Below are 22,484 nucleotides of genomic sequence, written 5' to 3'. Positions count from 1 at the left end.
TAAGTGACTGCCGCAATATTCTTTGGGGTGATGGCCTCGTTCGATCCTTTGTGGGTTGGGCGGGGCCATCACTGTATTCACGGATGGACACGATGACGATGACAATTGACGCGCTCAAGGCCGAACTTGCTCGCACCGGCGAGGTCGCGATCAGCTTCAACCGCACAAAGCAGTTTCTGCGCAATCCAGCTGGTTTCCTCCGATCGCGTCGGTCCGGCCGTCCCGCACCTCAAGTGATCGTCAATGACTTCGGGCTGTGGGCCGCTGTCGACGGCTTTCCGGACGGAGGCGTCCCATGGAGTCGCATCCTCGAAGTCCACATTACTAAGGTGAACGTCAGCGCCTACATCGACGTGAGCATCAGGACACCGGATACTCCCGACCGGCGACGGACGCTGCGCCTGCCGCATATGCTCACGGTCGACCCGGAAACACTCGCCAAATGGATTGTCATGGAACTGATGGAGCGCGGAAACCCGATCTGAAGACCGGCTGTCGAACCCACGCTGGACCCACTCAACCAGATTTCGTGTACTGCTGAACGTCCGCGTACTGCTGAATGGGCAGCGCCGGAATGTTGAACGTGTACCGCCTCAGCACGTGCGACGGGTCCTCCTCCGGATCCACAGGTGCTTGTCGGCTGGTGTGTATCGTGTCACGATGAAGCTGTCCGCTGGGCCGGATGCAAGTGAATAGCGACATCCGAATAGACAGCAAGGGAGACACCGTATGAACGCATCAACCATCATCTGGATCGTCGTCGCGATCGTCGTCGTCCTGATCATCGTTGGGATCATCATCGCAGTCAGCCGGAAGGCGGCAGCGAAGAAGCGCGAACACCAGCGGGACGAGGCCGCGCGGATACGGCAGGAGGCTGCCGAGTCCGAACACGATGTTCGTGCCCGAGAGGCCGAGGTCGAGAAGCAGAGAGCGGAGGCCAAACGCGCGAAGGCTGACGCCGACGCCCGGGCGGCGGAGGCTGATCGTCAGGCTGCACAAGCCGAACAGCTCGACTCGGAAGCGGCCAAACGGGAAGAAGCTGTCAGAGCAGAGCGTCTCGAACACGAGCGCCGACTGCAACGTGCCGACGAACTGGATCCGGACGCACCAGAGGCCACAGCCGACTCCCGCCGGTCGGAAGATCCTGCTCAACAGCACGACGTCCGTGCCGACGGCTATCCGCCGGAAGATGGTGTCCGCCCACGGACTGGAGACTCGGTGGCCGACGAGCACGACCCTCGCATTGACCGTCACAGCGCGCGAGACCCCTACGATGGGAACGACCGCCGGATGGATCCTCTCGACGGCCGCGGAGACATCGACACGCCGAAACACTGACTCGCCTGCCTGCAGAGGCAGACAAGCCATCTGGGTCAGACATGCCACCTGAGGCAGGCCAGTCATCTCAGGCACACGAACAACCGAAGACAGACGAGACGGTGCCCGAACTCCATACGGTTCGAGCACCGTCTCGTCGTTCTCGGACTGCGGGGCGCACCAGGCAATGGGGACGCATATAGGGTGGGCCGCCTCGGTGAGGGAATGCGCCCGAGCGCAACGACACGGATTTGTGACAACCGATTTTGTTGATACCGTGCGATGCTTCTGTAGTGTTGACGGCAACAACTCAACGGAAGGTACGCCATGCTCGACAAACTGCACGATGCATTGAGACTTCGCACCAATCCGGCCATCTTCTTCTCCTCAGCGGCCGTGATCATCATCTTCGTCCTCGGGACGATCTTCTTCACCGATCAGATCGATGCCGGCGTCTCGGTCGCCTCCGACTGGCTGCTGACGAACCTCGGCTGGTTCTACATCCTCGGTGTCACCGTCTTCGTGGTGTTCCTCATCTTCATCGCCGCCTCCCGCTATGGACGCGCGAAGCTCGGCCCCGACGATGAACCACCGGAGCACTCCAACGGCGCCTGGTTCGCCATGCTCTTCGCCGCCGGAATCGGCTCGATCCTCATGTTCTGGGGCGTGGCTGAACCCGTCAGCCACTTCGGCGACCCACCACGCGCATCCCTCGGCGTCGAACCGGGCACGCCGGCCGCAGCCGTCGACGCCATGAATTTCACGTACTACCACTTCACCCTGCACACGTGGGCGATCTTCACTCTGCCCGCACTGTGCTTCGCCTACTTCATCCACAAGCGGAACCTGCCGCCGCGCGTGAGCTCGATCTTCCAGCCCATCCTCGGTGAGCGCATCCACGGACCCATCGGCAAGACGATCGACGTCGTCGCCATCATCGGCACCGTCTTCGGCATCGCCGTCTCGATCGGCCTGGGAACACTGCAGATCAACGGCGGGCTCGCCCAGGTCATCGGCATCCCCGAGAACGCCCTGTGGCAGCTGATCATCATCGGTGTCGTCTGCGGGCTGGCCACGATCTCGGTGTCGCTCGGCCTCGACAGGGGCATCAAGATCCTGTCGAACCTCAACATCGTCGTGGCGGTGCTGCTGCTCGTCTTCATCATCGCCTTCGGACCGACCCTGTTCATGGCCAAAGGCGTATTCGAATCCCTCGGCACCTACATCCAGCAGCTGCCCGAACTCGCACTGTGGAACGACACGTTCGCGAACACCGGATGGCAGAACACCTGGACGGTCTTCTACTGGGCGTGGACGATCACCTGGTCGCCGTTCGTCGGCATCTTCATCGCCCGCATCTCCCGCGGACGCACCATCCGCCAGTTCGTCATCGGCGTCCTCGCCATTCCCTCGGCGTTCTCGATCCTGTGGTTCGGCATCTTCGGCTATGCGTCCTTCGACATCGAGCTCAACCAGGGTGGGGGACTGGTCGACCGAGTCGTCGATCAGGGAGACATCCCGGGTGCGCTGTTCGCGTTCCTCGACCACTATCCGTTGGCCGGTCCCATATCGGTGGTTGCGATCGTCCTCGTGATCATCTTCTTCGTCACCTCGGTCGACTCCGCAGCGTTGGTCGTCGACACCATGAACAACGGTCACGAAGACTTCAACCCGCTGCCGCAGCGGATCTTCTGGGCCCTTGCCGTCGCCGTCGTCACCGCGGCTCTGCTGGTGTTCTCCGGCACCGGCGGACTCGAAGCCCTGCAGTCGACGATCATCCTCGTCGGGCTGCCGTTCTTCGTCATCGCCTACTTCCAGATCTACGCCCTCATGCGTGCCCTGCGTGAGGACGCCGGCATCCTGCCGCGCGTGCGCATGCGCCGCTGGAAGAAGGTCCTGCCGCCCGAGGAGGTCGAACGTCGAAAGGGCGACGACGAACAGTTCGGACACGAATACGACGACGATGAGGAAGTCGTCACCGAACCCGAAGCGGTCGAACCGGCACCGAAGTTCCGGGACCCCTACGTCGAAAGCGGTCGTGAGAAGAAGGGTCGGCGCGAGGGGACACTCGCCAGCCGCACCGGCAGCCGCTCGAGCAGTCGCGGACAGGGAAAGGGCGATGACACCGACTGAGGCTGACCGGTCCGGAAGCGAGAGCTGATCGTCGCGGCCGGGCATGACGAAGGGGGCGCTGCACTGGCAGCGCCCCCTTCTCGTGGCTCGAGGTCAGGCGACCTGGTCGACCGACCGGCTCAGATCACTGACCGGTCTTGATCATCTCTGCGCACTTCTCACCCATCATCATCACGGTGATGTTGGGGTTGACCGTGGTGATCTCCGGCATCGCCGAGGCGTCGACGACGCGCAGACGGTTCACACCCTTGACCCGCAGCTGCGGATCCAGCGGCGACATCTCGTCATCAGGTGCTCCCATGCGCACCGTGCCGACCGGGTGGTAGACGGTGTTGTGGGTGCGGGTGATGTAATCCGCGATCTGCTCGTCGGTCTGGACGTCCTTGCCGGGGAACAGCTCCTCGCCGGCCCATTCGGACATGGCGTCCTGGGCGACGATCTCGCGGGCCTTTTTGATGCCGGCGACCATGACGCGCATGTCGTGGCCCTCCGGATCGGTGAAGTAGCGGGGATCGACCTTCGGCTTGTCACGGAAGTCCTTCGAGCGCAGACGCACGGTGCCGCGCGACTTCGCATGCGTGACATTCGGAGTCAGGCAGAAGGAGTTCTCCGAGGTGTTGTAGCCCTGGCGCAGGGTGTGCATGTCGAAGGGCACCGAACCGTAGTGCATCATCAGATCGGGACGGTCGAGCCCCTCCTCGGTGGGGGAGAAGATGCCGATCTCCCACCACTGGGTGGAGTCCTCGACCATCGGCTTCTTGGCCTCCCACGAGATGACACCCTCCGGGTGATCGCCCAGGTGCTCGCCGACTCCCGGAGAGTCGACGCGGGCCTCGATGCCGACCTCGGCGAGGTGGTCCTTCGGGCCGATGCCCGAGAGCATGAGCAGCTGCGGGGTGTTGATGGCGCCGGAGGAGACGATGACTTCCTTCTTCGCCTCGATCCGGTTGGTCTTGCCGAAGGCATTGTTGACGACGAGCACTGCCGTGCAGTTGTCGTTCTCGTCGAACTCGAGCTCCTTGGCCTGAGTGTCGGTGAGGATCGTGAGGTTCTCACGGTCGAGGATCGGGTGGAGGTAGGACACCGAGGACGACGAGCGGGTGCCGTCGTCCTTGCGGTTGACCTGGAAGAAGTTGGCACCGTTGATGACGGTCTGACCCTCGTTGAACTGCACGCGGGGGATGCCGGCCTGCTCGCAGGCGTCGAGGAGAGCGATGCCGCAGGGGTCGACCGGGGGCACGTTCATCAGGCTGACCGGGCCGTCGTGGCCGTGGTGGTCGCCGGGCAGCTCATTGTTCTCGAGCTTCTTGTACAGGCCGAAGGTGTCCTTCGAACCCCACCCGGCTGCGCCGTGCTTCTCTTCCCAGTCGTCGAGATCCTCGCGCGGGGCCCAGAAGGCGATGCACGAGTTGTGGGAGGAGCAGCCGCCGAGCACCTTGGCGCGGGCGTGGCGCATGTGCGAGTTGCCGTTCTCCTGCTCTTCGATCGGGTAGTCCCAGTCGTAGCCGGACTCGAGGAGCTCCATCCAGCGGTTGAGCTGAAGGACGACGTCCTTGTCCGTGTCGGTGGGGCCGGCTTCGAGGAGTCCGACGGTGACCTCGGGGTCCTCGCTCAGTCGGGCTGCGACCGCGGCACCGGCGGAGCCGCCGCCGACGACGACGTAGTCAAAGCTATGAGTAGTCTTCACTGTTCATCTCTCCTTGTTGAGGTAGGCGTCTGCAGTCTGCGACTGATCACTTGGTGTGGTCGGGGAACCAACCGGTGACGGCCGGTTCGAGGTTCTGGTAGATGTGCTTGGCTTCCTGGTACTCGGCCAGACCCGTGGGGCCGAGCTCGCGACCGAAGCCGGACTGCTTGTACCCGCCCCATTCGGCCTGCGGCAGGTAGGGGTGGAAGTCGTTGATCCAGATGGTGCCGTGGCGCAGACGCTGAGCGACCAGCTGGGTCTTGCCCGCGTCCTGGCTCCACACGGCTCCGGCCAGACCGTAGTAGGTGTCGTTGGCGATCTCGACGGCCTCGTCGACGGTGGAGAAGGTTTCGACGGTGACGACGGGACCGAAGGCCTCATCGGAGACGACGGACATTCCCCGCTTGACCTGGTCGAGCACGGTCGGCAGGTAGTAGAAGCCGTCGGCCAGATCGCCTTCGCCGAACTTGCCGCCGCAGCGCAGACGGGCACCTTCGGCCACACCCTTCTCGACATAGGCATGCACCTTGTCGCGGTGTGCCGCGGAGATCAGGGGACCGGTCTCGGCGTTGTCATCGAAGGGACCGCCGAGGCGGATCTGCTCGGCACGCTCGACGAGGCGGTTGACGAACTCCTCGGCGATGGATTCTTCGACGATGAGTCGGGCACCGGCCGAGCACACCTGACCGGAGTGGACGAACGCGGCGTTGAGCGCATTGTCCAGGGCCGCCTCGAAGTCGGCATCGGCGAAGACGACGTTCGGGTTCTTGCCGCCGAGTTCCAAGGCGATCTTCTTGATCGTGTCCGCGGCGTTGCGTGCCAGCAGGCGACCGGTGACGAGTCCGCCGGTGAACGAGACCATGTCGATGTCCTCGTGAGTCGACAGCGGGGCACCGGCATCGGCACCCGCACCGAGGATGAGGTTGCCGACTCCGGCCGGCAGACCGAGTTCCTCAAGTACCTGCATGGTGAGGATCGCGGTGTGCGGGGTGAGCTCGGCGGGCTTGAGGACGAAGGCGTTGCCGGCGGCGATGGCCGGAGCGATCTTCCATGCCGCCTGCAGCAGCGGGTAGTTCCATGGGGTGATGAGCGCGCAGACGCCGAGGGGTTCGTGCACGATCTTCGAGGCCACGGTGTCGGTTCCGGCGTCGACGACGCGACCGGCATCGTTTGCGGCGAGCTTGCCGAAGTAGTCGAAGCAGTTCGCGATGTCGTCCATGTCGATCTGCGATTCGACGAAGCGCTTGCCGGTGTCCAGGGACTCGGCGCGCGCGAATTCGTCCTTGCGCTCACGCAGCACGGCGGCGAACTTCAGCAGCAGGTCGCCGCGTTCGCTGGCGGGAACCGATGACCAGACGCCGGAGTCGAAGGCGCGGCGGGCGGCCTTGATCGCCAGCTCGGTGTCAGCGGGGCTGGCTTCGTCCACCTCGGCGACGAAGCTGCCGTCGGCCGGGTTGTGGATCTTCCGGGTTCCACCGTTGACGGCTGAAACCCACTGTCCGTCGATGAAGAGTGTGTTCGGCACGATTTCTCCTTTTCCTAGCGGGTGAACGAGTAGCAGTTCTGTTGAGTCGAGCGGTCTGTGCGGTCCGGAGTCACAGCAGCTGCTGCAGAGCCGACAGTTGATGCGCGACGGCCGTCTGACCTGCGCGATGACGGGGTTCCGGGGTGCCGACTCGCATGCTTCCGGAAATCACAATAGGCGAAGACCGGGGCCGAACGCGCAATCCGATGATGCTGGTCACACAGGCCGGTGAGATTGGTCATCGCCACATGGGAGGTGATGGGGGACAGTGAAGCATCCAGGCCGAAAATTCTGATCGTGGAATCGCGGAGACATCCGTCATCCGCACAATGAGCTTCCACGTCAGGTGTCATTCATCCCCTGGTGTCGAGGCGGCGCGGGCACCCGCTGCCGCCGAACGTCTGCGATTGCCGTCGGCCTTTCCACTGGATTCGCCTTGATTCTAACAGAGCGCTGAGGCGGTGACCTGGGCCTCGGCGCACATCGCAGCGAACACGACGATGACGCGACGGCGAGCGTGAACGGAGCGCTGACGTGTTCCCGCCCACACGGCGACGAAGCAGTGAGTGGACTAGACTGGAGCGGAACACCGAAAAGACTTCATAGGGAGAATCGTGGCCCAAGGGGATTCGCGAGACAGCCAGGACAACCGCCGCGCAGATGGCGGTCGCCGCTCAGATCGCGACAACAATCGCAACCGTCGACCGGACAACCGGGACGGTCGCGGGCCACGCCAGTCCGATCGCCGAGGCGGCTACCAGGGCAACCGTCGCAACGACGACGACCGTCGTCGCGGCTTCAACCGTGACCGTCGCGATGACGATGACCGTCGTGGTGGCTACGGACAGAACCGCCGAGATGACGATCGCCGAGGCGGTTACCAGGGCAACCGGCGCAATGACGACGATCGTCGCGGTGGGTTCAACCGTGATCGTCGCAACGACGATGACCGTCGCGGAGGCTACCAGGGCACCCGCCGCAGCGATGACGACCGTCGCGGAGGCCACGGCCAGAACCGCCGGAACGATGATCGCCGAGGCAGCTACCAGGGCAACCGTCGCAACGACGATGACCGCCGGGGCGGCTTCAACCGTGACCGCCGTGACGGTGACGACCGTCGCGGTGGCTACCGCGGAAATCGACGGGACGACAACCGTGGAGGACGCGGCGGCCACGGTCGGGGCGACAATGATCGTCGTGCCTCTCGCAAGACCGACACCGGCGACTACGCACGCGAACAGCGCGCCCGCCGCCCACGGATCCAGGAACCCGAGATTCCCGACGGCGTCACCGGTCGCGAGCTCGACAAAGAGATCTCGTCTCAGCTGCGCACCCTCGACAAAGAGAACGCCGATATGGTCGCCAAGCACCTCGTCGCCGCCGGCGGGCTGCTCGACCTCGACCCGGAACGCGCCCACGAGCATGCCAAGGCCGCCATGGCTCGCGCCGGTCGTGTTGCCGTCGTCCGCGAAGCACTCGGCATCGCCGCGTACTACGTGGAGAACTACGACGAAGCCGTCCGCGAACTGCGCACCCACCGTCGCATCTCCGGCTCGAACGACAACATCGCGCTGATCGCCGACGCAGAACGCGGCCGCGGCAAGCCGGAGAAGGCCCTCGAGCTGCTGAAGACCTCCGCGGAGCTCGACCTCGACACGGACACCCGCACCGAACTCGTCATCGTCGCGGCCGGCGCCAAATCCGACCTCGATGACATCGTCGGTGCGCGCCGACTCATCGAAGCCGAGGACTTCACTCAGAAGCCCAGCGGCGGACTCGTCCGACTCATGGCCGCCTACGCCGAGGTGCTGCGCATCGACGGCGAAGGCGAACTCGCCGACAAATACGAAGAGCTCTCCCGCCGGACCGCCAAGGCGACCGGCACCCTGTTCGGCGACGAGATGCCGGACCTCAACGCCGGAGTCGAAATCGAAACCGTCGACGAGGTCGACGACGAACCCGCAGCTGCCGATGCGTCCGCAGAGGCCGAGACTGCTGAAGCTGCGACCGATTCGACGCCCGAAGCCGATGCGACCATCTCTGCACCCGAAGTCGATGCTGCCGAGGACGCCGAGCCGGAGACCGACGCTCCGGCAGCAGCACCGAAGTCGAAGACGCATGTCTCGGCGAAGGAGCTGAAGTCGGTCACAGTCACCGACGATGAGATCGAAGCCGAACTCGACGAGATCCTCGCCGACGCCGACGCCGATTCCGACGCAGACACCGCGTCTGAGACAACAGCAGCCGAGGCCGACGGAGACCAGTGACACTGACCGCCGAACAGGACAGCACAGCAGATGGGCGCCCGCCCGAGTCCCCGGGCTCGCCCATCGACTGCGTACTGTTCGACCTCGACGGAGTCGTCTACCACGGCACGCACGCCATCGACGGAGCCGCCGACGGCATCAACTGGCTCCATTCCCAGTCGATCCCGGTCAGCTACGTCACGAACAACGCCACCCGCACCGCCGCCGCCACCGCCGAGAAGATCACCGGAATGGGTGTCGACGCCTCCGCGGACGAGGTGACCACCTCGGCGCAGGTGCTCGCCGAACGCCTGGCCGAACGCTTCGGACCCGGTGCGCGCGTCCACCTCCTCGGCACCACCGGACTGCGCATCGCACTCGAAGACGCCGGCCTCGACATCACGGACTCACCGGGCGCGGAACCCGTCGCCGTCGCCCAAGGACTCGACCCGGAGATCGACTACGCGAAGATCGTCCGCACCTGCGAGATCATCCGCTCCGGCGCCGAATGGTGGGCGAGCAACCCCGACTTCTCCCTCCTCACGGAGACCGGGAAGGTCCCCGGCAACGGTGCCTTCGTCGATCTCATCGCCCGACTCACCGACTCCACCCCCGTCATCGTCGGCAAACCCGCCCCGCACATGATGGACTTCGCGGCCGGCCGCCTCGGTGCGCACCGCCCGCTCATGGTCGGCGACCGCCTCAACACCGACATCGAAGGCGGCTGTGCCGCCGGAATCGACACGGCACTCGTCCTCACCGGAATCCACGACATCCACGATGCCCTGCGCGCGGGACCCGAGAGCCGACCGACCTTCATCCTGCCGAATCTGCGCGGACTCGAAGCCCTCATCACCGGAGCCGACCGCGGTGAGTCCGCCCGGATCGAAGCCGAACTCCGGCGTGCCTGGGCAACCATCGACGCAGGCGAGACCGACGCCGAGGCGGTCCTGGCCGACGGTCACCTGCCCCGCCGGATCGGTCAGGACTCATGAGCGACACCCCGCGACCGACCCCGACACCCGGCACGAATCCCGGCACGAACTCCGCGCCGACCCCCGCGCCGACCCCCGCCTCGGTGAGTGGGGACGTCCCGGTCGAGACGTGGCGGGCCAACCTCGCCGCAGCCAGAGAGGCACCGGCAGCCGAGCGCCACGGACAGCTGGACTCCCTGCTCGACGACCTCGACGCCCAGGTGGGCTCCTTGTGAGCCGACTCGACCGGGCACTCGTCGACCGCGGGCTGCTGAACTCCCGCTCCCGCGCCGCCCGCGAAATCGCCGCCGGCCGCGTCAGCGTCAACGGCCGCACCGCGACCAAAGCCTCCCAGGACGTCAGAGACGTCGACGACATCACCGTCACCGAACCCGACCCCTGGGTCGCCCGCAGCGCCCACAAACTCCTCGGCGCCCTCGTCGCCTTCGACCTCACCGACCGACTTCAGGGTCTGACCGCCCTCGACGCGGGAGCCTCCACCGGAGGCTTCACCCAAGTCCTCCTCACGTACGGAGTCGCGCACGTCTGGGCCGTCGACGTCGGCCACGACCAACTCGCGCCCATCCTCCGCGACGACCCGCGCGTCCACGTCCGCGAAGGACTCAATCTGCGCGAACTCGCCGACTCCGACGTGCCCACCGTCGACCTCGTCGTCGCCGACGTCTCCTTCATCTCCCTGCGATTGCTCATCGGCCCGCTGCTGGCCGCGACCGCCGCGGACGGGGAACTCCTCCTCATGGTCAAACCCCAGTTCGAACTCGCCCGTGCGTCCCTGGACAAACACGGCGTCGTCACCAGCCGGGACAGACGCCGCCGCGCCATCGACTCCGTCCTCGAAGCGGTGACTGACAACGGTGCCCGCGTCACCGACATCGCCCCCTCACCGCTGCCGGGCCCCAGCGGGAACCGAGAGTACTTCCTGCGTGTTCGCCCAGGCCGAACACATCACCAGTCCGATAGGCTCGACAAAGCAGACATCCCCGCCCACCTGGACGAAATGATGAGAGGAGAGTCGTGACCAGACACATCATGGTGCTGCTGCACCCCCAACGTGATGAGTCGGCCGTGGCCGCCGTCAGCGTGTTCAAGGCCCTCCTCGACGACGGCGTCACCCCCGTCGTCCTCTCCGACGAGATCGTCGGCATCCGCGCCCGCCAGGCCGAAGCCGTCGACGACGAACCCATCCTCAACCACTGCACGATCATCGACCCCTCCGAGCTGGGGGAGTGGAAGAGCGCCTGCGAACTCGTCATCGTCCTCGGCGGCGACGGGACGATCCTGCGCGCCGCCGAACGCTTCCACGGCTCCGGCGCCCCGCTCATGGGCATCAACCTCGGCCACGTCGGCTTCCTCGCCGAAAGCGAGAAGGAAGACCTCGCCGAGGCGGTCCACCGTGCCTCCCAACGCGACTACTCCGTCGAAGAGCGGCTCGCCCTCGACGTCTCCGTGTGGCACGAAGGTGAGAACATCTTCAACGCCTGGGCACTCAACGAGGTAACCATCGAGAAGACCTCGAAGTCCCGGATGATCGACGTCGTCCTCGGTGTCGACGCCCGCCCCGTGTCCTCCTTCGGCTGCGACGGCGTCATCCTCGCCACCCCCACCGGCTCGACCGCGTACTCGTTCTCCGCCGGCGGGCCCATCGTCTGGCCCGAGGTCGAAGCGCTCATCCTCGTGCCGATCTCCGCCCACGCCCTGTTCTCCAAACCGCTCGTCGTCAACCCGACCTCCCGCCTCGGCGTGGAGATCTCCCAGATGAACCCCGAGTTCTCCGCCGTGCTGTGGTGCGACGGCCGCCGCGCCCTCGAACTGCCGTCCGGGGCCCGCGTGGAAGCCACCCGGTCGAAGTCGCCGATCCGGCTCGCTCGCCTCCACACCGGCCCGTTCACCGACCGACTCGTCGCGAAGTTCCGCCTGCCCGTCTCCGGCTGGCGAGGACCGATCAAGGAGGCCTGAATGATCTCCGAACTGCGCATCTCCCACCTCGGCGTCATCGCCGAAGCCGCCGTCGAACTCGACACCGGCTTCACCGTCGTCACCGGTGAGACCGGTGCGGGCAAGACCATGTTCGTCTCCGCTCTGTCCCTGCTCATGGGCCGCAAGGTCGGCTCCGGAGTCGTGCGCAAAGGCGCGGAGAAGGCCGAGGTCGAAGGCATCTTCACCGGAGTCTCCGACCCCGTGCGCGAGCGCATCGAGGAAGCCGGCGGCAGCGCCGACGACGAGGCGATCATCTCCCGCACCGTGGCGCTGAAAGGCCGCGCCCGGGCGACGGCGGGCGGACGCACTGTGCCGATCTCCGTGCTCACCGACATCTCCTCGGACCTCATCACCCTCCACGGCCAGTCCGAACAGCTGCGCCTCAAGGGCGCCGCCCAACAGCGGCAGCTCCTCGACGCCGCGGGTGGGCCGGCGCTGGCCGAGGTGGCCGAGCGTTACCGTGCCGCCTTCGAGACCTGGCGCGAGACCGAAGCCCGCGTCAGCCGCATCAAGGACTCCACCGCCGCCCGCCGCGAACGCATCCTGTGGCTGCGCGGCTGCCTCGAGGCCATCGACAAGGTCCGCCCCGAACCCGGCGAAGACGAGACCCTGGCCGCACAGTCGGCGAAGCTCGGCGCCGCCGCCGAGATCACCCGGGCCGTCGGCGCCGCCCACGACCTGCTGCTCGGTTCGGAGCTCGACGATGCCGGAGCCGCCGTCGACCTCGTCCACCAGGCCATCAGCACGATCACCGATGTCGAAGGCTCCGACAAGGACCTCGTCACCATCCGCGAAGCCCTCGGCGACGCCGTGCTGCGGCTGTCTGACTCCGCCGCGGAACTGTCGAACTACCTCTCCGGATTCGACGAACTCGGCGAGACCTCCCTGGAGGAGACCGAGGCCAGGCGCGCGGAACTCGGGACTCTGGCCCCCTACGGTCAGGACGTCGCCGAAGTCCTCGACTTCGAAACCCGATCGGCCGCGGAACTCGCCGAACTCGAAGCCGAGGACCGTGACCTCGACGGACTCGACGCCGAGCTCGCTGAGGCCCGCGAGACCATGGAGGCGGCGGCCTCGGCGCTCACCGAGATCCGCAGGGCCACCGCAGACGAATTCTCCGCCGCCGTCAGCGAGGAACTCGCCGCCCTGTCGATGCCGAAAGCATCGGTGGCCTTCGAGATCTCCGAACGCGAACCCACCACCCACGGGGCCGACGAGGTGCGGCTGACCTTCGCCGCCCACGAATCCTCCCTCCCCGACGACATCGCGAAGATCGCCAGCGGCGGTGAGCTCTCCCGCGTCATGCTCGCCATCGAAGTCGTCCGAGCCGCCAGCGAATCCATCCCCACCTACGTCTTCGACGAAGTCGACGCCGGAGTCGGCGGCAAGGCGGCCGTGGAGATCGGCCGCCGCCTGGCCAAGCTCGCCCGGAATGCCCAGGTCATCGTCGTCACCCACCTGCCCCAGGTCGCCGCGTGGGCAGACACCCATGTGACCATCGTCAAGGACGATGACGCCGAGACCGTGCGCTCGGGTGTGGCGGAACTGACCGATTCCGAACGCGTCGTCGAACTCTCCCGGATGCTGGCAGGCATGGACGACTCCGCCTCGGCGAAGGCCCACGCGGCCGAACTGCTCGACAATGCACGGCAGGTCAAGGAGGCCGGCGTTGGCAGCAGATGAGACAATGAGCGGACCATGAAAGTGCGCAGACACCGTGAGAACCTCACCGCACCCACCCGGTCCGGTCCCGCCCCTGCCCGTCTGGACCGACGCACAAAGGATCTGACGAAGCGCCTGCAGGCCGGCGACATCGCCGTCATCAAACACTCCGATATCGACCGCATCTCCGCCGAAGCCCTCGTCGCGTGCCGGCCGGCAGCGGTGATCAACGCCGATAAATCGATCTCCGGCCGCTACCCGAATCTGGGCCCGAGTATCATCGTCGACGCCGGCATCCCCCTCATCGACGCCGCCGGAGCCGAGATCTTCGACACGGTCGACGAGAACGCCGAGATCTCCATCGACGGTGCCACCGTCTACGCGGGTGAGACCGAGGTGGCCACGGGCGTCCTGCAGACGGCCGAGTCGATCGCCGAGGACATGCACGCCGCCGAGGCGGGAATGAACTCCGTGCTCGTGGACTTCATCGACAACACGGTCGAATACATCCGCAAGGACTCCGACCTGCTCTCGGCCGAACTCGTCGTGCCCGAGGTGAAGACGACGTTCACCGACCGACATGTGCTCATCGTCGTCCGCGGATACCACTACAAGGAGGATCTGGCGATGCTGGCCTCCTATATCCGCGAATACCGGCCGCTGCTCATCGGCGTCGACGGCGGAGCCGACGCCATCATCGAAGCCGGCCACCGGCCGAACATGATCGTCGGCGACATGGACTCCGTGTCCGACACCGCCCTGACCTCGGGCGCCGAGATCGTCGTCCACGCCTACCGTGACGGCACGGCACCGGGCACCGAACGGGTCGAAGCCCTCGGAGTCGACTGCGTGGCCTTTGCGGCCTCGGGCACGAGCGAAGACATCGCCATGCTGCTCGCCGATGACAAAGGCGCCGAACTCATCGTCGCCGTCGGCACCCACGACACCGTCATGGAGTTCCTCGACAAGGGCCGCAAGGGCATGGCCTCGACCTTCATCACCCGCCTGCGCGTGGGATCGAAGCTCATCGACGCCAAGGGCGTGTCCCTGCTCTATCGGCAGCGCATCTCCAGCCTGCAGCTGGCCGTGCTCGTCGTCGCCGGGCTCGTCGCCCTCGGAGTGGCGATGACCGCGACCTCGGCCGGACAGACCTTCCTCGGCCTCATCGGCGCCCAACTCGACGGCCTCTTCGGCTGGTTCGGCTCCCTCTTCGGCGGCGACCCCGCAGCATCAACCGACTCCGTCGGCCTCATCCAAGGACTAGACCCGTGATTGATTTCCGCTACCACCTCGTCTCCCTCGTCTCGGTGTTCCTGGCGCTGGCCGTCGGCATCGTCCTCGGCGCGGGACCGCTGAAGGAACCGATCGGGGAGTCCCTGCAGAGCCAGGTCGACGCCCTGCGCACCGACCGCGACAACCTGCGTTCGGACCTCGACGCGGCCAAGGGCAATATCGACAAGCAGAACGAGTTCGTCACGGCCGCGGCCCCGGAACTCATCGGCGGCATCCTCGACGGGCGGGAAGTGAGCATCATCGCCGCCCCCGACGCGGACTCCGAACAGGTCGAAGAGGTCAGCAACCGGGTCAAGGAAGCCGACGGCACCATCGCCGGCGACGTCTCGTTCGTGCCGAACACACTCAGCCTCGAAGACTCCGCTGCGTTCCTCGAGACGCTGCGGACCCTCGTGCCCAGCCTGCCGAAGGACGATTCGACCGCGATCCGCGCCGCCCTCGTCATCGCCCTGACCGGTGATGCCTCGATGCTCGAGGACGAGGACAACCAGGCGGATGCGGGGAAGCAGGCGGCGAAGCTCTACGACGCCTTCGTCGAAGCCGACCGACTGCGCACCGACACGGACCACAAGACGACCTCGCTGTTCATCGTCATCGACGATGAGAACTCGACCCTGGCCGAGGATACCGAGCCCAGCCCGCAGAACTCCGACGACAAGGGCACCCGCACCCTCGTCACCGACTTCATCACCGCACTCACCGCCGAAGCCACCTCGGTGGTCGTCGCCGGCGACGCCGGATCAGCACAGAACGGACTCGTCAACGTGCTGCGGACGGAGAAGTCCCGCGCCAGCACGGTCGACGGACTCGGCCTCGGCGCCGGCCCCGTCATCACCGTCCGGGCCCTGGCCTCCGGAGAGGCTGGAAGCCATGGACACTTCGGATTCGCCGAGGACGCCGAAGGCATCCTGCCGGCCAAGACCGAAGAGACGTCGTCGGAGGACACGCAGAAGGGAGACGAGGAATGATCCGCTCCATCGTCAGCACCGCCGTCGCCGGGCTCGCCGGCTTCACCGCGACGAAGGCCGTGCTCGGATCGCGACTGCGAACCCACGACTCCGTGGTACGCACCAACCACGCCGGATACGACGTCTCACTCGCCGAAGGCCCCGCCGTCGCGACGGGACTGCTGGCCGGCAGCCTGCTCATCGAAGACTCCCGCCAGAAGGCTGCGACCCTGCTGGCCACGGCCGCGGCCGGCGGCCTCGGGGCGGTCGACGACTTCTGCGAATCCGGGTCCTCGAAGGGACTGCGCGGGCACCTGTCCGCGCTGGCCCGCGGTCAGATCACGACCGGGACGATCAAGATCACCGGCATCCCACTCGCCTCGATCGCCGCCGCCGCGATCCTGCGCAGCCGCACCCGCCCGACCGGGCTCTTCGGCTCCACCCACTCGACAGCCGACCGGCCCTGGTACGCAGCCGCCGCGGACATCGTCGTCACCGGGGGAGTGATCGCGGGTTCGGCGAACCTGTTCAACCTCCTCGATCTGCGTCCCGGTCGGGCGCTCAAGGCCGGAGCGCTGACCCTGGCATTGACCGACCACGACCGCCGCGTGTCCTGGGCACCTGCCGGGGCGATCGCCGGAGCCACAGCCGCGGCCTGGCCAGACGACCTCGCCGGTGATGCGATGCTCGGCGACACCGGCGCCAACGCCCTGGGCGCGGCGATCGGCGTGATCCTCGCCGAAACCGCCACCCCGGCACAGCGGCGCCTCATCCTCGCCGTCCTCGCCGGACTCACCCTGGCGAGTGAGAAAGTGTCCTTCACCTCCGTCATCGAATCGACCCCGGGTCTGCGGGAGATCGACTCGTTCGGCCGCGAGGTTCAGTGAACAAGCTCGTTCGAGTCCTCGCCGCCACGGCGCTGCTCGTATCGATCATCACCCTGCTGACCCGACTGGTCGGCTTCCTACGCTGGCTGGTGTTCTCGGCGACCGTCGGCGCCGGCACCGTCGGCACCGCCTACCAGAGCGCCAACCAGGTCCCGAACATCCTCTTCGAAGTCGTCGCCGGCGGGGCCCTGGCCGGAGCGGTCATCCCGCTGCTCGCGGTGCCGCTGGCCAGATCGGACCGAGAGACCGCCGGACGCATCGCCTCCGGCCTGCTGACCTGGGCGATCAGCGTGACGCTGCCGCTGTCGATCCTGCTGGCCGTCTTCGCCCCGCAGATCGCGAGGATCCTCGTCGATGAGCAGACGAGCGCCGCGGGAGTGCAGGCGACCGTCGAGCTGCTGCTCATGTTCTCCCCGCAGCTCGTCCTCTACGGAATCGGCGCCGTGCTCACCGGAGTCCTGCAGGCCCACCGCAAGTTCCTGTGGCCGGCGTTCGCCCCGCTGCTGTCCAGCCTCGTCGTCATCGGCAGCTATATCGCCTACAGCGTTGTGGGCGGCAGCGACGACACCTGGCAGTCCCACCTGGGCTGGCTCGGCTGGGGCACCACCGGCGGCGTCGCCGCCCTCGCCCTGCCGCTGGCCCTGCCGATGGCCTCGACCGGGCTGAAGCTGCGCCCCACCTTCTCCTTCCCACCCGGCGTCGCCCACCGTGCGCTGCGCCTGGCCGGAGCCGGAATGTCCGCCCTGCTCGCCCAGCAGGCCGCGGTGCTCGCGACCCTGAGCCTGGCGAACCATTCGGGCGGGGACGGCACGCTCGTGCTCTTCAGCTACATCAACGCCGTCTACCTCCTGCCCTACGCCGTGCTCGCCGTGACCGTGGCGACCGTGATCTTCCCGACCCTGTCGACCTGGGTGGGACGATCCACCGACCCCGAGGCGACCGCTGAGCGACGTGGACAGGCCGGGGTGCGACTGCGCTCGGTGACCTCGACGACGACGGCTCTCATCATCGCCATCGGCGGACTCGGCGCCGTCATCCTGCTCTCGGCGGCAGGGCCGCTGCAGACCTTCTTCATCGCCATCGACGCCGAAAGCGAATCCGCCGCCCCCTTCGACTCGATGGCGACGGCGATCATGGTCATGGCCTTGGCCGTGCCGGGCTGGTCCTTCGTCGCCTGGGGCACTCGCGTCTTCTACGCCCTCGAACGCTCCCGCCACTCGGCGGCCGCCACGACGACGGGGTGGATCCTCGTCATCGTCGGCATGTGTGGCGCCATCCTGGTCGCCGGTGCGAACGGGAACCCCGGGCTGACCCTCATCTGCATCTGCAGCGGCTATGTGCTGGGCATGACCGTGGCCGGAGTGTTCCTGCTCGTGAACATGCGCCGCGTCCTCGGTCCCACCGGACTCGCCTTCGTCGGGCGGCGGTCGCTGCTCGCGCTCGGGGCCGCCGTCGTCGCCGGCACCGCCGGAGTCGTGACCTCGCAGTGGCTCGGGGGACTCTTCGACAACTCCGCGAGCTCGGCCGTCATCGCGGGAATCATCGCCGCCCTCCTCGGCTGCGTGGTCTTCGGACTCATCGTGCTCGTCATCGACCGCGGATTCCTCGGCGAAGTCCGCCGTCTGCTGGCCGACCGCAATCGGGCCGGCGTCAACGACGAGACGACCGCGCACGCGACCGGCACGCTCACCACCGACCACGGACTCAGCAGCAGCGACCATGGATCCAGCCGCAGTGACTGTGGACCCCACGACACCGACAGGGAGGAAGACTCATGAGGATCGTCTTCGCCATCGGCACCTCGACCGGGGGAGTCGGCACCCATGTGCACGCACTCGCCCGTGACCTCGCCGCCGCCGGCCACGAGATCGGCGTCATCGGACCGGCCGCCACCGACGAACACTTCGGCTTCTCCCTGCTGCCCGGAGTCCGGTTCGGCGTCCTCGAACTCGGCACCGGAATCGGCGCCTCCGACGCCGCCCTCGTCCGCCGACAGCGCACACTCCTGCGCAGCTTCGCCCCGCAGATCGTCCACGCCCACGGCTTCCGGGCCGGGCTCATCACCCTGCTGACCCTGCGCACACTGAAGACCCGCCCGGCATTCGTCCTCAGCCTGCACAACCAGGCCAGCGGACAGGGACTGCGCGGTCGGGTCGAAACCCGGGTCGAGACGATGCTCGCCCGCGGAGCCGACCTCGTCCTCGGCGCCAGCACCGACCTCGTCGACCGTGCCCGCGAACTCGGCGCGCAGACCGCACGCTTCCTCCCGGCCGCCGCTCCCGAGGTGACTCAGGTGTCCGCCGAGGCGGCCGCCGCCACCCGTGCGGGACTGGCCGAGGAATTCGACTTCGACCCCGGGGCCCTCATCGTCCTCGCCGTCGGACGCGTCGCCAGACAGAAGAACTACCCGATGCTCGTGCGCGGCCTCGCCCGCCTCGGGGCGGGGGACCGGCAGGGTGAGATCGTCGCCCTCATCGCCGGTGCCGCCGACGATCAGGTGCTCGCCGACGTCCGCGCTCAGTACGCCGAGGCGGCAGCCGCCTCGGCGATTCCGGCCCTGCACTTCCTCGGACCCCGCGACGACGTCGCCGAACTCGCGGCCGCCGCGGACATCTACGCGCTCACCAGCGTCTGGGAGGCCCGGGCGCTGGTCCTCCAAGAGGCACTGATGGCCGGCAAGGCGATCGTGGCCACCGCCACCGGCGGCACCGCCGAACTCGTCGGCGACGCGGGGATGCTCATCGACCATGATGACGACGCCGCCTTCGCCGCAGCCGTGGCCGAACTCGCCGTCGATCCCGCCCGCCGCGCCGAACTCGGGACGAGAGCCCGGGCACGCGGAGCGGAGCTTCCCGCTGAGAGGGAAGTCGCCGAAGAACTCGCAGGTCTTTACACGGAACTCGTGTCTGCCCAGGTAGGCTAGAACCAGCGTCGAACGAAAGAAGAGGATGAGGAAATGAGCGAATCCGGCGAGGTCAACCCACTGAGCGCAGACACCAGGATTCTGCACGTGCTCGCCGACACCACCGGTCCCGTCGTCGAAGTGGCGAAGCTCGCCGTGCTCGGTCACCTCCGGGCCGGTTTCAAGGTCGCCGTCGCCGCACACCGGTCTCTGCTGGGGACCTTCGGCGTCCCGGAGGAGCTGGCCGGCGAATTCCGCGAGATCGAGCTCACCGCCCGTCGTCGACTCACGACCGCTGACCCCGGTTCCGCCTTCACCCTTCACAAGTACTACCAGCACGTCGACATCGTCCACGCACACGGACTGCATGCGGCGACGCTCGCCGGGCTGGCCTTCACCGGTCTGCCGGCACGACTGCACCCGAAGGTCGTCGCCACCGTCGAATCCTTCGACTCCGCGAACGTCATCGAGAAGACCGGAGCCGAGATCGTCGGCCGCACGGCCACCGCGGTCCTCGGCACGACCGAACCCGTCGTCGACTACTACGGCGGCCGCGTTCCGGTCGTCGAACGCGCCGAACTCGTCCACCCGGACATCGACGTCGACCTCACCGTGCGGACACCGCGGGCCGAGGTCCGCCGCGAACTCGGGCTGAGCGAAGGCACCTGGATGGTCGCCAGCCCCATCGCGCTGCGTGACCACACGGCCCTGGCGACCGTCCTCGACGCCGCCGACCAGATCAACCAGCGTCGCCGCGACCGCAAGGTCGTCTTCGTCCTCACCGGCACCGGCAAGGACCGCTCGACGATCTCGCGGGAATTCTCCGATCGCGGAGTCCTCGTGGCGCCGGCCGGCGACCTCGTCGATGTCGCGGCCGCCGCCGATGTCGTCATCGCCAGCGAAACCATGACGGGTCTGTCCCACGAAGACCTCATGCAGCTGTCGAAGCCGGCGGTCTTCATCGGCAGCGAACGCCGCGCCGGCATCTGGGGAGAGGCCGCGCAGGCCGTTCCCGCCGACGACACGGAAGCGCTGCTGCGTGAGATCAATCATCTTCTCGATGACCCGGCCGGACGCGGAACCTCCGCCGTGGCGGCGAAGAAGCGGGTCATCGACGTCAGCAACGGGGCGGCGATCTCGGAGACGCTGCTCGATCTGTATGCCGAGGTCGAAGCAGTCTCGGATTCGTGAGCCGGACTTTGATAGAATCAAATTCCGTGGTGAATCGAACTGGCCCTGGCGGCACACATACGGCAAAGCACATCTTCGTCACGGGAGGCGTCGCCTCCTCGTTGGGCAAGGGTCTGACGGCATCGAGCCTCGGCCATCTGCTCACTCAGCGCGGCCTCACCGTGGCCATGCAGAAGCTGGATCCCTACCTCAACGTGGATCCCGGCACCATGAACCCCTTCCAGCACGGTGAAGTCTTCGTCACCGAAGACGGCGCCGAGACCGACCTCGACATCGGCCACTACGAGCGCTTCCTCGACAATGACCTCGACGGTGCGGCGAATGTGACCACCGGTCAGGTCTACTCCTCGGTCATCGCGAAGGAACGCCGCGGCGCATACCTCGGCGACACCGTCCAGGTCATCCCGCACATCACCGACGAGATCAAGGCGCGGATGCGTGCTCAGGCCGAACGCCCCGAGGCGGACCGTCCCGATGTCATCATCACCGAGATCGGCGGCACCGTCGGCGATATCGAATCCCAGCCCTTCCTCGAGGCGGCCCGCCAGGTCCGTCACGACATCGGCCGGGACAACGTGTTCTTCATCCACGTCTCCCTCGTGCCCTACCTCGGGCCCTCCGGGGAGCTGAAGACGAAGCCGACCCAGCACTCGGTGGCCACCCTGCGCTCCATCGGCATCCAGCCCGATGCGATCGTGCTCCGCTCCGACCGTGAGCTGCCGGATTCGATCCGGGCGAAGATCGCCGGAGCCTGCGACGTCGAGACCGACGCGGTCGTCTCCTGCGTCGACGCCCCGAGCATCTACGACATCCCGAAGGTCCTCCACGACGGCGGCCTCGACGTGTTCGTCATCCGCAGCCTCAACCTGCCCTTCCGCGACGTCGACTGGACGAAGTGGGACTGGGTACTCGAACGCGTGCACAACCCGTCCCGGGACGTCACCATCGGCATCGTCGGCAAGTACATCGACCTGCCCGACGCCTACCTCTCCGTCACCGAGGCCCTGCGCCACGGCGGCTTCGCCAACGACGCGAAGGTCAGGATCAAATGGATCCAGTCCGATGACTGCTCCACCGAAGCCGGCGCGGAAGCGGCCCTGTCCGGCCTCGACGCGATCTGCGTGCCCGGCGGCTTCGGCATCCGCGGCATCGAAGGCAAGCTCGGCGCACTCGAGTACACCCGCACCCACGGCATTCCGACCCTGGGCCTGTGCCTGGGTCTGCAGTGCATGGTCATCGAATACGCACGCAATGTCGCCGGACTCGAAGCCGCGTCGTCGTCCGAGTTCGATCCCGAGACCACGGTTCCGGTCATCGCGACCATGGCCGAGCAGCTCTCGATCGTCGAAGGCGAAGGCGACCTGGGCGGCACCATGCGCCTGGGCACCTACGAGGCGAAGCTCACCGAAGGCAGCGTCGTGGCCGGCGTGTACGGGGAGACGACGATCAGCGAACGGCACCGTCACCGCTACGAGGTCAACAACACCTACCGCGAGCAGATCGCCGAGGCGGGGCTCGAGTTCTCCGGAACCTCACCGAACGGTGAGCTCGTCGAATTCGTCGAGCTGCCTTCAGAGTCGCACCCGTTCTACGTCTCCACCCAGGCGCACCCCGAGCTGAAGTCGCGGCCGACCTCACCGCACCCGCTGTTCGCGGGTCTGGTCGCCGCCGCACTCGAGCGTCAGTGACCTTTGTCCATCCTCACAGCGAATGCCGTCGGCG

General features: G+C 66.9%; 19 protein-coding genes. 16 read left to right on the top strand and 3 right to left on the bottom strand.

Annotated elements, in window-relative coordinates:
* The 3 genes from AD89_RS0114705 to AD89_RS0114695 all read left to right on the top strand — a co-directional run.
* The coding region (locus AD89_RS0114705; protein WP_231488717.1) for a hypothetical protein at positions 1-485 on the top strand (485 nt) is incomplete at its 5' end.
* Between the two features lie 244 nt (positions 486-729).
* On the top strand, positions 730-1,338 hold the full coding sequence (locus AD89_RS19385; RefSeq protein WP_025780157.1) for a hypothetical protein: 609 nt from the start codon (positions 730-732) through the stop codon (positions 1,336-1,338).
* Positions 1,339-1,644: 306 nt separating this feature from the next.
* Positions 1,645-3,450, top strand: a complete 1,806-nt coding sequence (locus AD89_RS0114695; protein ID WP_025780155.1) for a BCCT family transporter — start codon at positions 1,645-1,647, stop codon at positions 3,448-3,450.
* Positions 3,451-3,574: 124 nt separating this feature from the next.
* On the opposite strand, the gene AD89_RS0114690 is transcribed toward AD89_RS0114695, so the two are convergent.
* From AD89_RS0114690 to AD89_RS0114680, 3 genes are all read right to left on the bottom strand, one after another.
* The gene (locus tag AD89_RS0114690) at positions 3,575-5,137 is read right to left on the bottom strand and encodes a GMC family oxidoreductase (protein WP_025780153.1); all 1,563 of its coding nucleotides are present in this window, start codon (positions 5,135-5,137) and stop codon (positions 3,575-3,577) included.
* A gap of 46 nt (positions 5,138-5,183) precedes the next feature.
* Positions 5,184-6,662, bottom strand: coding sequence for an aldehyde dehydrogenase family protein (locus AD89_RS0114685; protein ID WP_025780151.1), 1,479 nt, complete (start codon positions 6,660-6,662; stop codon positions 5,184-5,186).
* 674 nt (positions 6,663-7,336) lie between these two features.
* Positions 7,337-8,086 carry a hypothetical protein gene (locus tag AD89_RS0114680; RefSeq protein WP_025780149.1) on the bottom strand — a complete coding sequence of 250 codons (750 nt, stop codon included), beginning with the start codon at positions 8,084-8,086 and terminating at the stop codon, positions 7,337-7,339.
* Between AD89_RS0114680 and AD89_RS0114675 the strand changes: the two genes are divergently transcribed.
* The 13 genes from AD89_RS0114675 to AD89_RS0114615 are packed head-to-tail and all read left to right on the top strand — an operon-like array spanning position 8,018 to position 22,450.
* The gene (locus AD89_RS0114675; RefSeq protein ID WP_231488715.1) at positions 8,018-8,929 is read left to right on the top strand and encodes a hypothetical protein; all 912 of its coding nucleotides are present in this window, start codon (positions 8,018-8,020) and stop codon (positions 8,927-8,929) included. The two genes, AD89_RS0114680 and AD89_RS0114675, sit on opposite strands and share 69 nt — an antisense overlap.
* Positions 8,926-9,903, top strand: a complete 978-nt coding sequence (locus tag AD89_RS0114670) for an HAD-IIA family hydrolase (RefSeq protein ID WP_025780145.1) — start codon at positions 8,926-8,928, stop codon at positions 9,901-9,903. Before AD89_RS0114675 ends, AD89_RS0114670 begins: the two co-directional genes overlap by 4 nt.
* Positions 9,900-10,118, top strand: coding sequence for a hypothetical protein (locus tag AD89_RS0114665; RefSeq protein ID WP_025780143.1), 219 nt, complete (start codon positions 9,900-9,902; stop codon positions 10,116-10,118). Before AD89_RS0114670 ends, AD89_RS0114665 begins: the two co-directional genes overlap by 4 nt.
* Positions 10,115-10,921, top strand: coding sequence for a TlyA family RNA methyltransferase (locus AD89_RS0114660; RefSeq protein WP_025780142.1), 807 nt, complete (start codon positions 10,115-10,117; stop codon positions 10,919-10,921). The genes AD89_RS0114665 and AD89_RS0114660 overlap by 4 nt, the downstream gene beginning before the upstream one ends.
* Positions 10,918-11,859, top strand: coding sequence for an NAD kinase (locus tag AD89_RS0114655; protein ID WP_025780140.1), 942 nt, complete (start codon positions 10,918-10,920; stop codon positions 11,857-11,859). Before AD89_RS0114660 ends, AD89_RS0114655 begins: the two co-directional genes overlap by 4 nt.
* Positions 11,860-13,563, top strand: coding sequence for a DNA repair protein RecN (gene recN, locus AD89_RS0114650; protein WP_025780139.1), 1,704 nt, complete (start codon positions 11,860-11,862; stop codon positions 13,561-13,563).
* Positions 13,564-13,578: 15 nt separating this feature from the next.
* On the top strand, positions 13,579-14,814 hold the full coding sequence (gene steA / locus AD89_RS0114645) for a putative cytokinetic ring protein SteA (RefSeq protein ID WP_025780137.1): 1,236 nt from the start codon (positions 13,579-13,581) through the stop codon (positions 14,812-14,814).
* Positions 14,811-15,803, top strand: coding sequence for a copper transporter (locus tag AD89_RS0114640; protein ID WP_025780135.1), 993 nt, complete (start codon positions 14,811-14,813; stop codon positions 15,801-15,803). Before steA ends, AD89_RS0114640 begins: the two co-directional genes overlap by 4 nt.
* On the top strand, positions 15,800-16,669 hold the full coding sequence (locus AD89_RS0114635; RefSeq protein ID WP_025780133.1) for a hypothetical protein: 870 nt from the start codon (positions 15,800-15,802) through the stop codon (positions 16,667-16,669). Before AD89_RS0114640 ends, AD89_RS0114635 begins: the two co-directional genes overlap by 4 nt.
* Entirely contained in the window at positions 16,666-18,447 is a 1,782-nt protein-coding gene (gene murJ, locus AD89_RS0114630; RefSeq protein WP_025780131.1) for a murein biosynthesis integral membrane protein MurJ, read from the top strand. Before AD89_RS0114635 ends, murJ begins: the two co-directional genes overlap by 4 nt.
* Positions 18,444-19,592, top strand: a complete 1,149-nt coding sequence (locus AD89_RS0114625) for a glycosyltransferase family 4 protein (protein ID WP_025780129.1) — start codon at positions 18,444-18,446, stop codon at positions 19,590-19,592. Before murJ ends, AD89_RS0114625 begins: the two co-directional genes overlap by 4 nt.
* A 33-nt stretch (positions 19,593-19,625) precedes the next feature.
* The gene (locus AD89_RS0114620; RefSeq protein WP_025780127.1) at positions 19,626-20,762 is read left to right on the top strand and encodes a glycosyltransferase; all 1,137 of its coding nucleotides are present in this window, start codon (positions 19,626-19,628) and stop codon (positions 20,760-20,762) included.
* Positions 20,763-20,770: 8 nt separating this feature from the next.
* Positions 20,771-22,450 carry a CTP synthase gene (locus tag AD89_RS0114615; protein ID WP_025780125.1) on the top strand — a complete coding sequence of 560 codons (1,680 nt, stop codon included), beginning with the start codon at positions 20,771-20,773 and terminating at the stop codon, positions 22,448-22,450.
* Positions 22,451-22,484 lie beyond the last annotated feature (34 nt).

It is taken from the genome of Brevibacterium sp. VCM10, from assembly GCF_000583215.1.
Classification (GTDB): domain Bacteria; phylum Actinomycetota; class Actinomycetes; order Actinomycetales; family Brevibacteriaceae; genus Brevibacterium; species Brevibacterium linens.
This window is presented reverse-complemented; position numbering and strand designations above follow the sequence as displayed.

Coding starts and splice junctions, on each gene's coding strand:
- AD89_RS19385 (WP_025780157.1), top strand. CDS start 730: ATGAACGCATCAACCATCATCTGGATCGTCGTCGCGATCGTCGTCGTC.
- AD89_RS0114695 (WP_025780155.1), top strand. CDS start 1,645: ATGCTCGACAAACTGCACGATGCATTGAGACTTCGCACCAATCCGGCC.
- AD89_RS0114675 (WP_231488715.1), top strand. CDS start 8,018: ATGGTCGCCAAGCACCTCGTCGCCGCCGGCGGGCTGCTCGACCTCGAC.
- AD89_RS0114680 (WP_025780149.1), bottom strand. CDS start 8,086: ATGCTCGTGGGCGCGTTCCGGGTCGAGGTCGAGCAGCCCGCCGGCGGC.
- AD89_RS0114665 (WP_025780143.1), top strand. CDS start 9,900: ATGAGCGACACCCCGCGACCGACCCCGACACCCGGCACGAATCCCGGC.
- recN (WP_025780139.1), top strand. CDS start 11,860: ATGATCTCCGAACTGCGCATCTCCCACCTCGGCGTCATCGCCGAAGCC.
- steA (WP_025780137.1), top strand. CDS start 13,579: ATGAAAGTGCGCAGACACCGTGAGAACCTCACCGCACCCACCCGGTCC.
- AD89_RS0114635 (WP_025780133.1), top strand. CDS start 15,800: ATGATCCGCTCCATCGTCAGCACCGCCGTCGCCGGGCTCGCCGGCTTC.
- AD89_RS0114625 (WP_025780129.1), top strand. CDS start 18,444: ATGAGGATCGTCTTCGCCATCGGCACCTCGACCGGGGGAGTCGGCACC.
- AD89_RS0114620 (WP_025780127.1), top strand. CDS start 19,626: ATGAGCGAATCCGGCGAGGTCAACCCACTGAGCGCAGACACCAGGATT.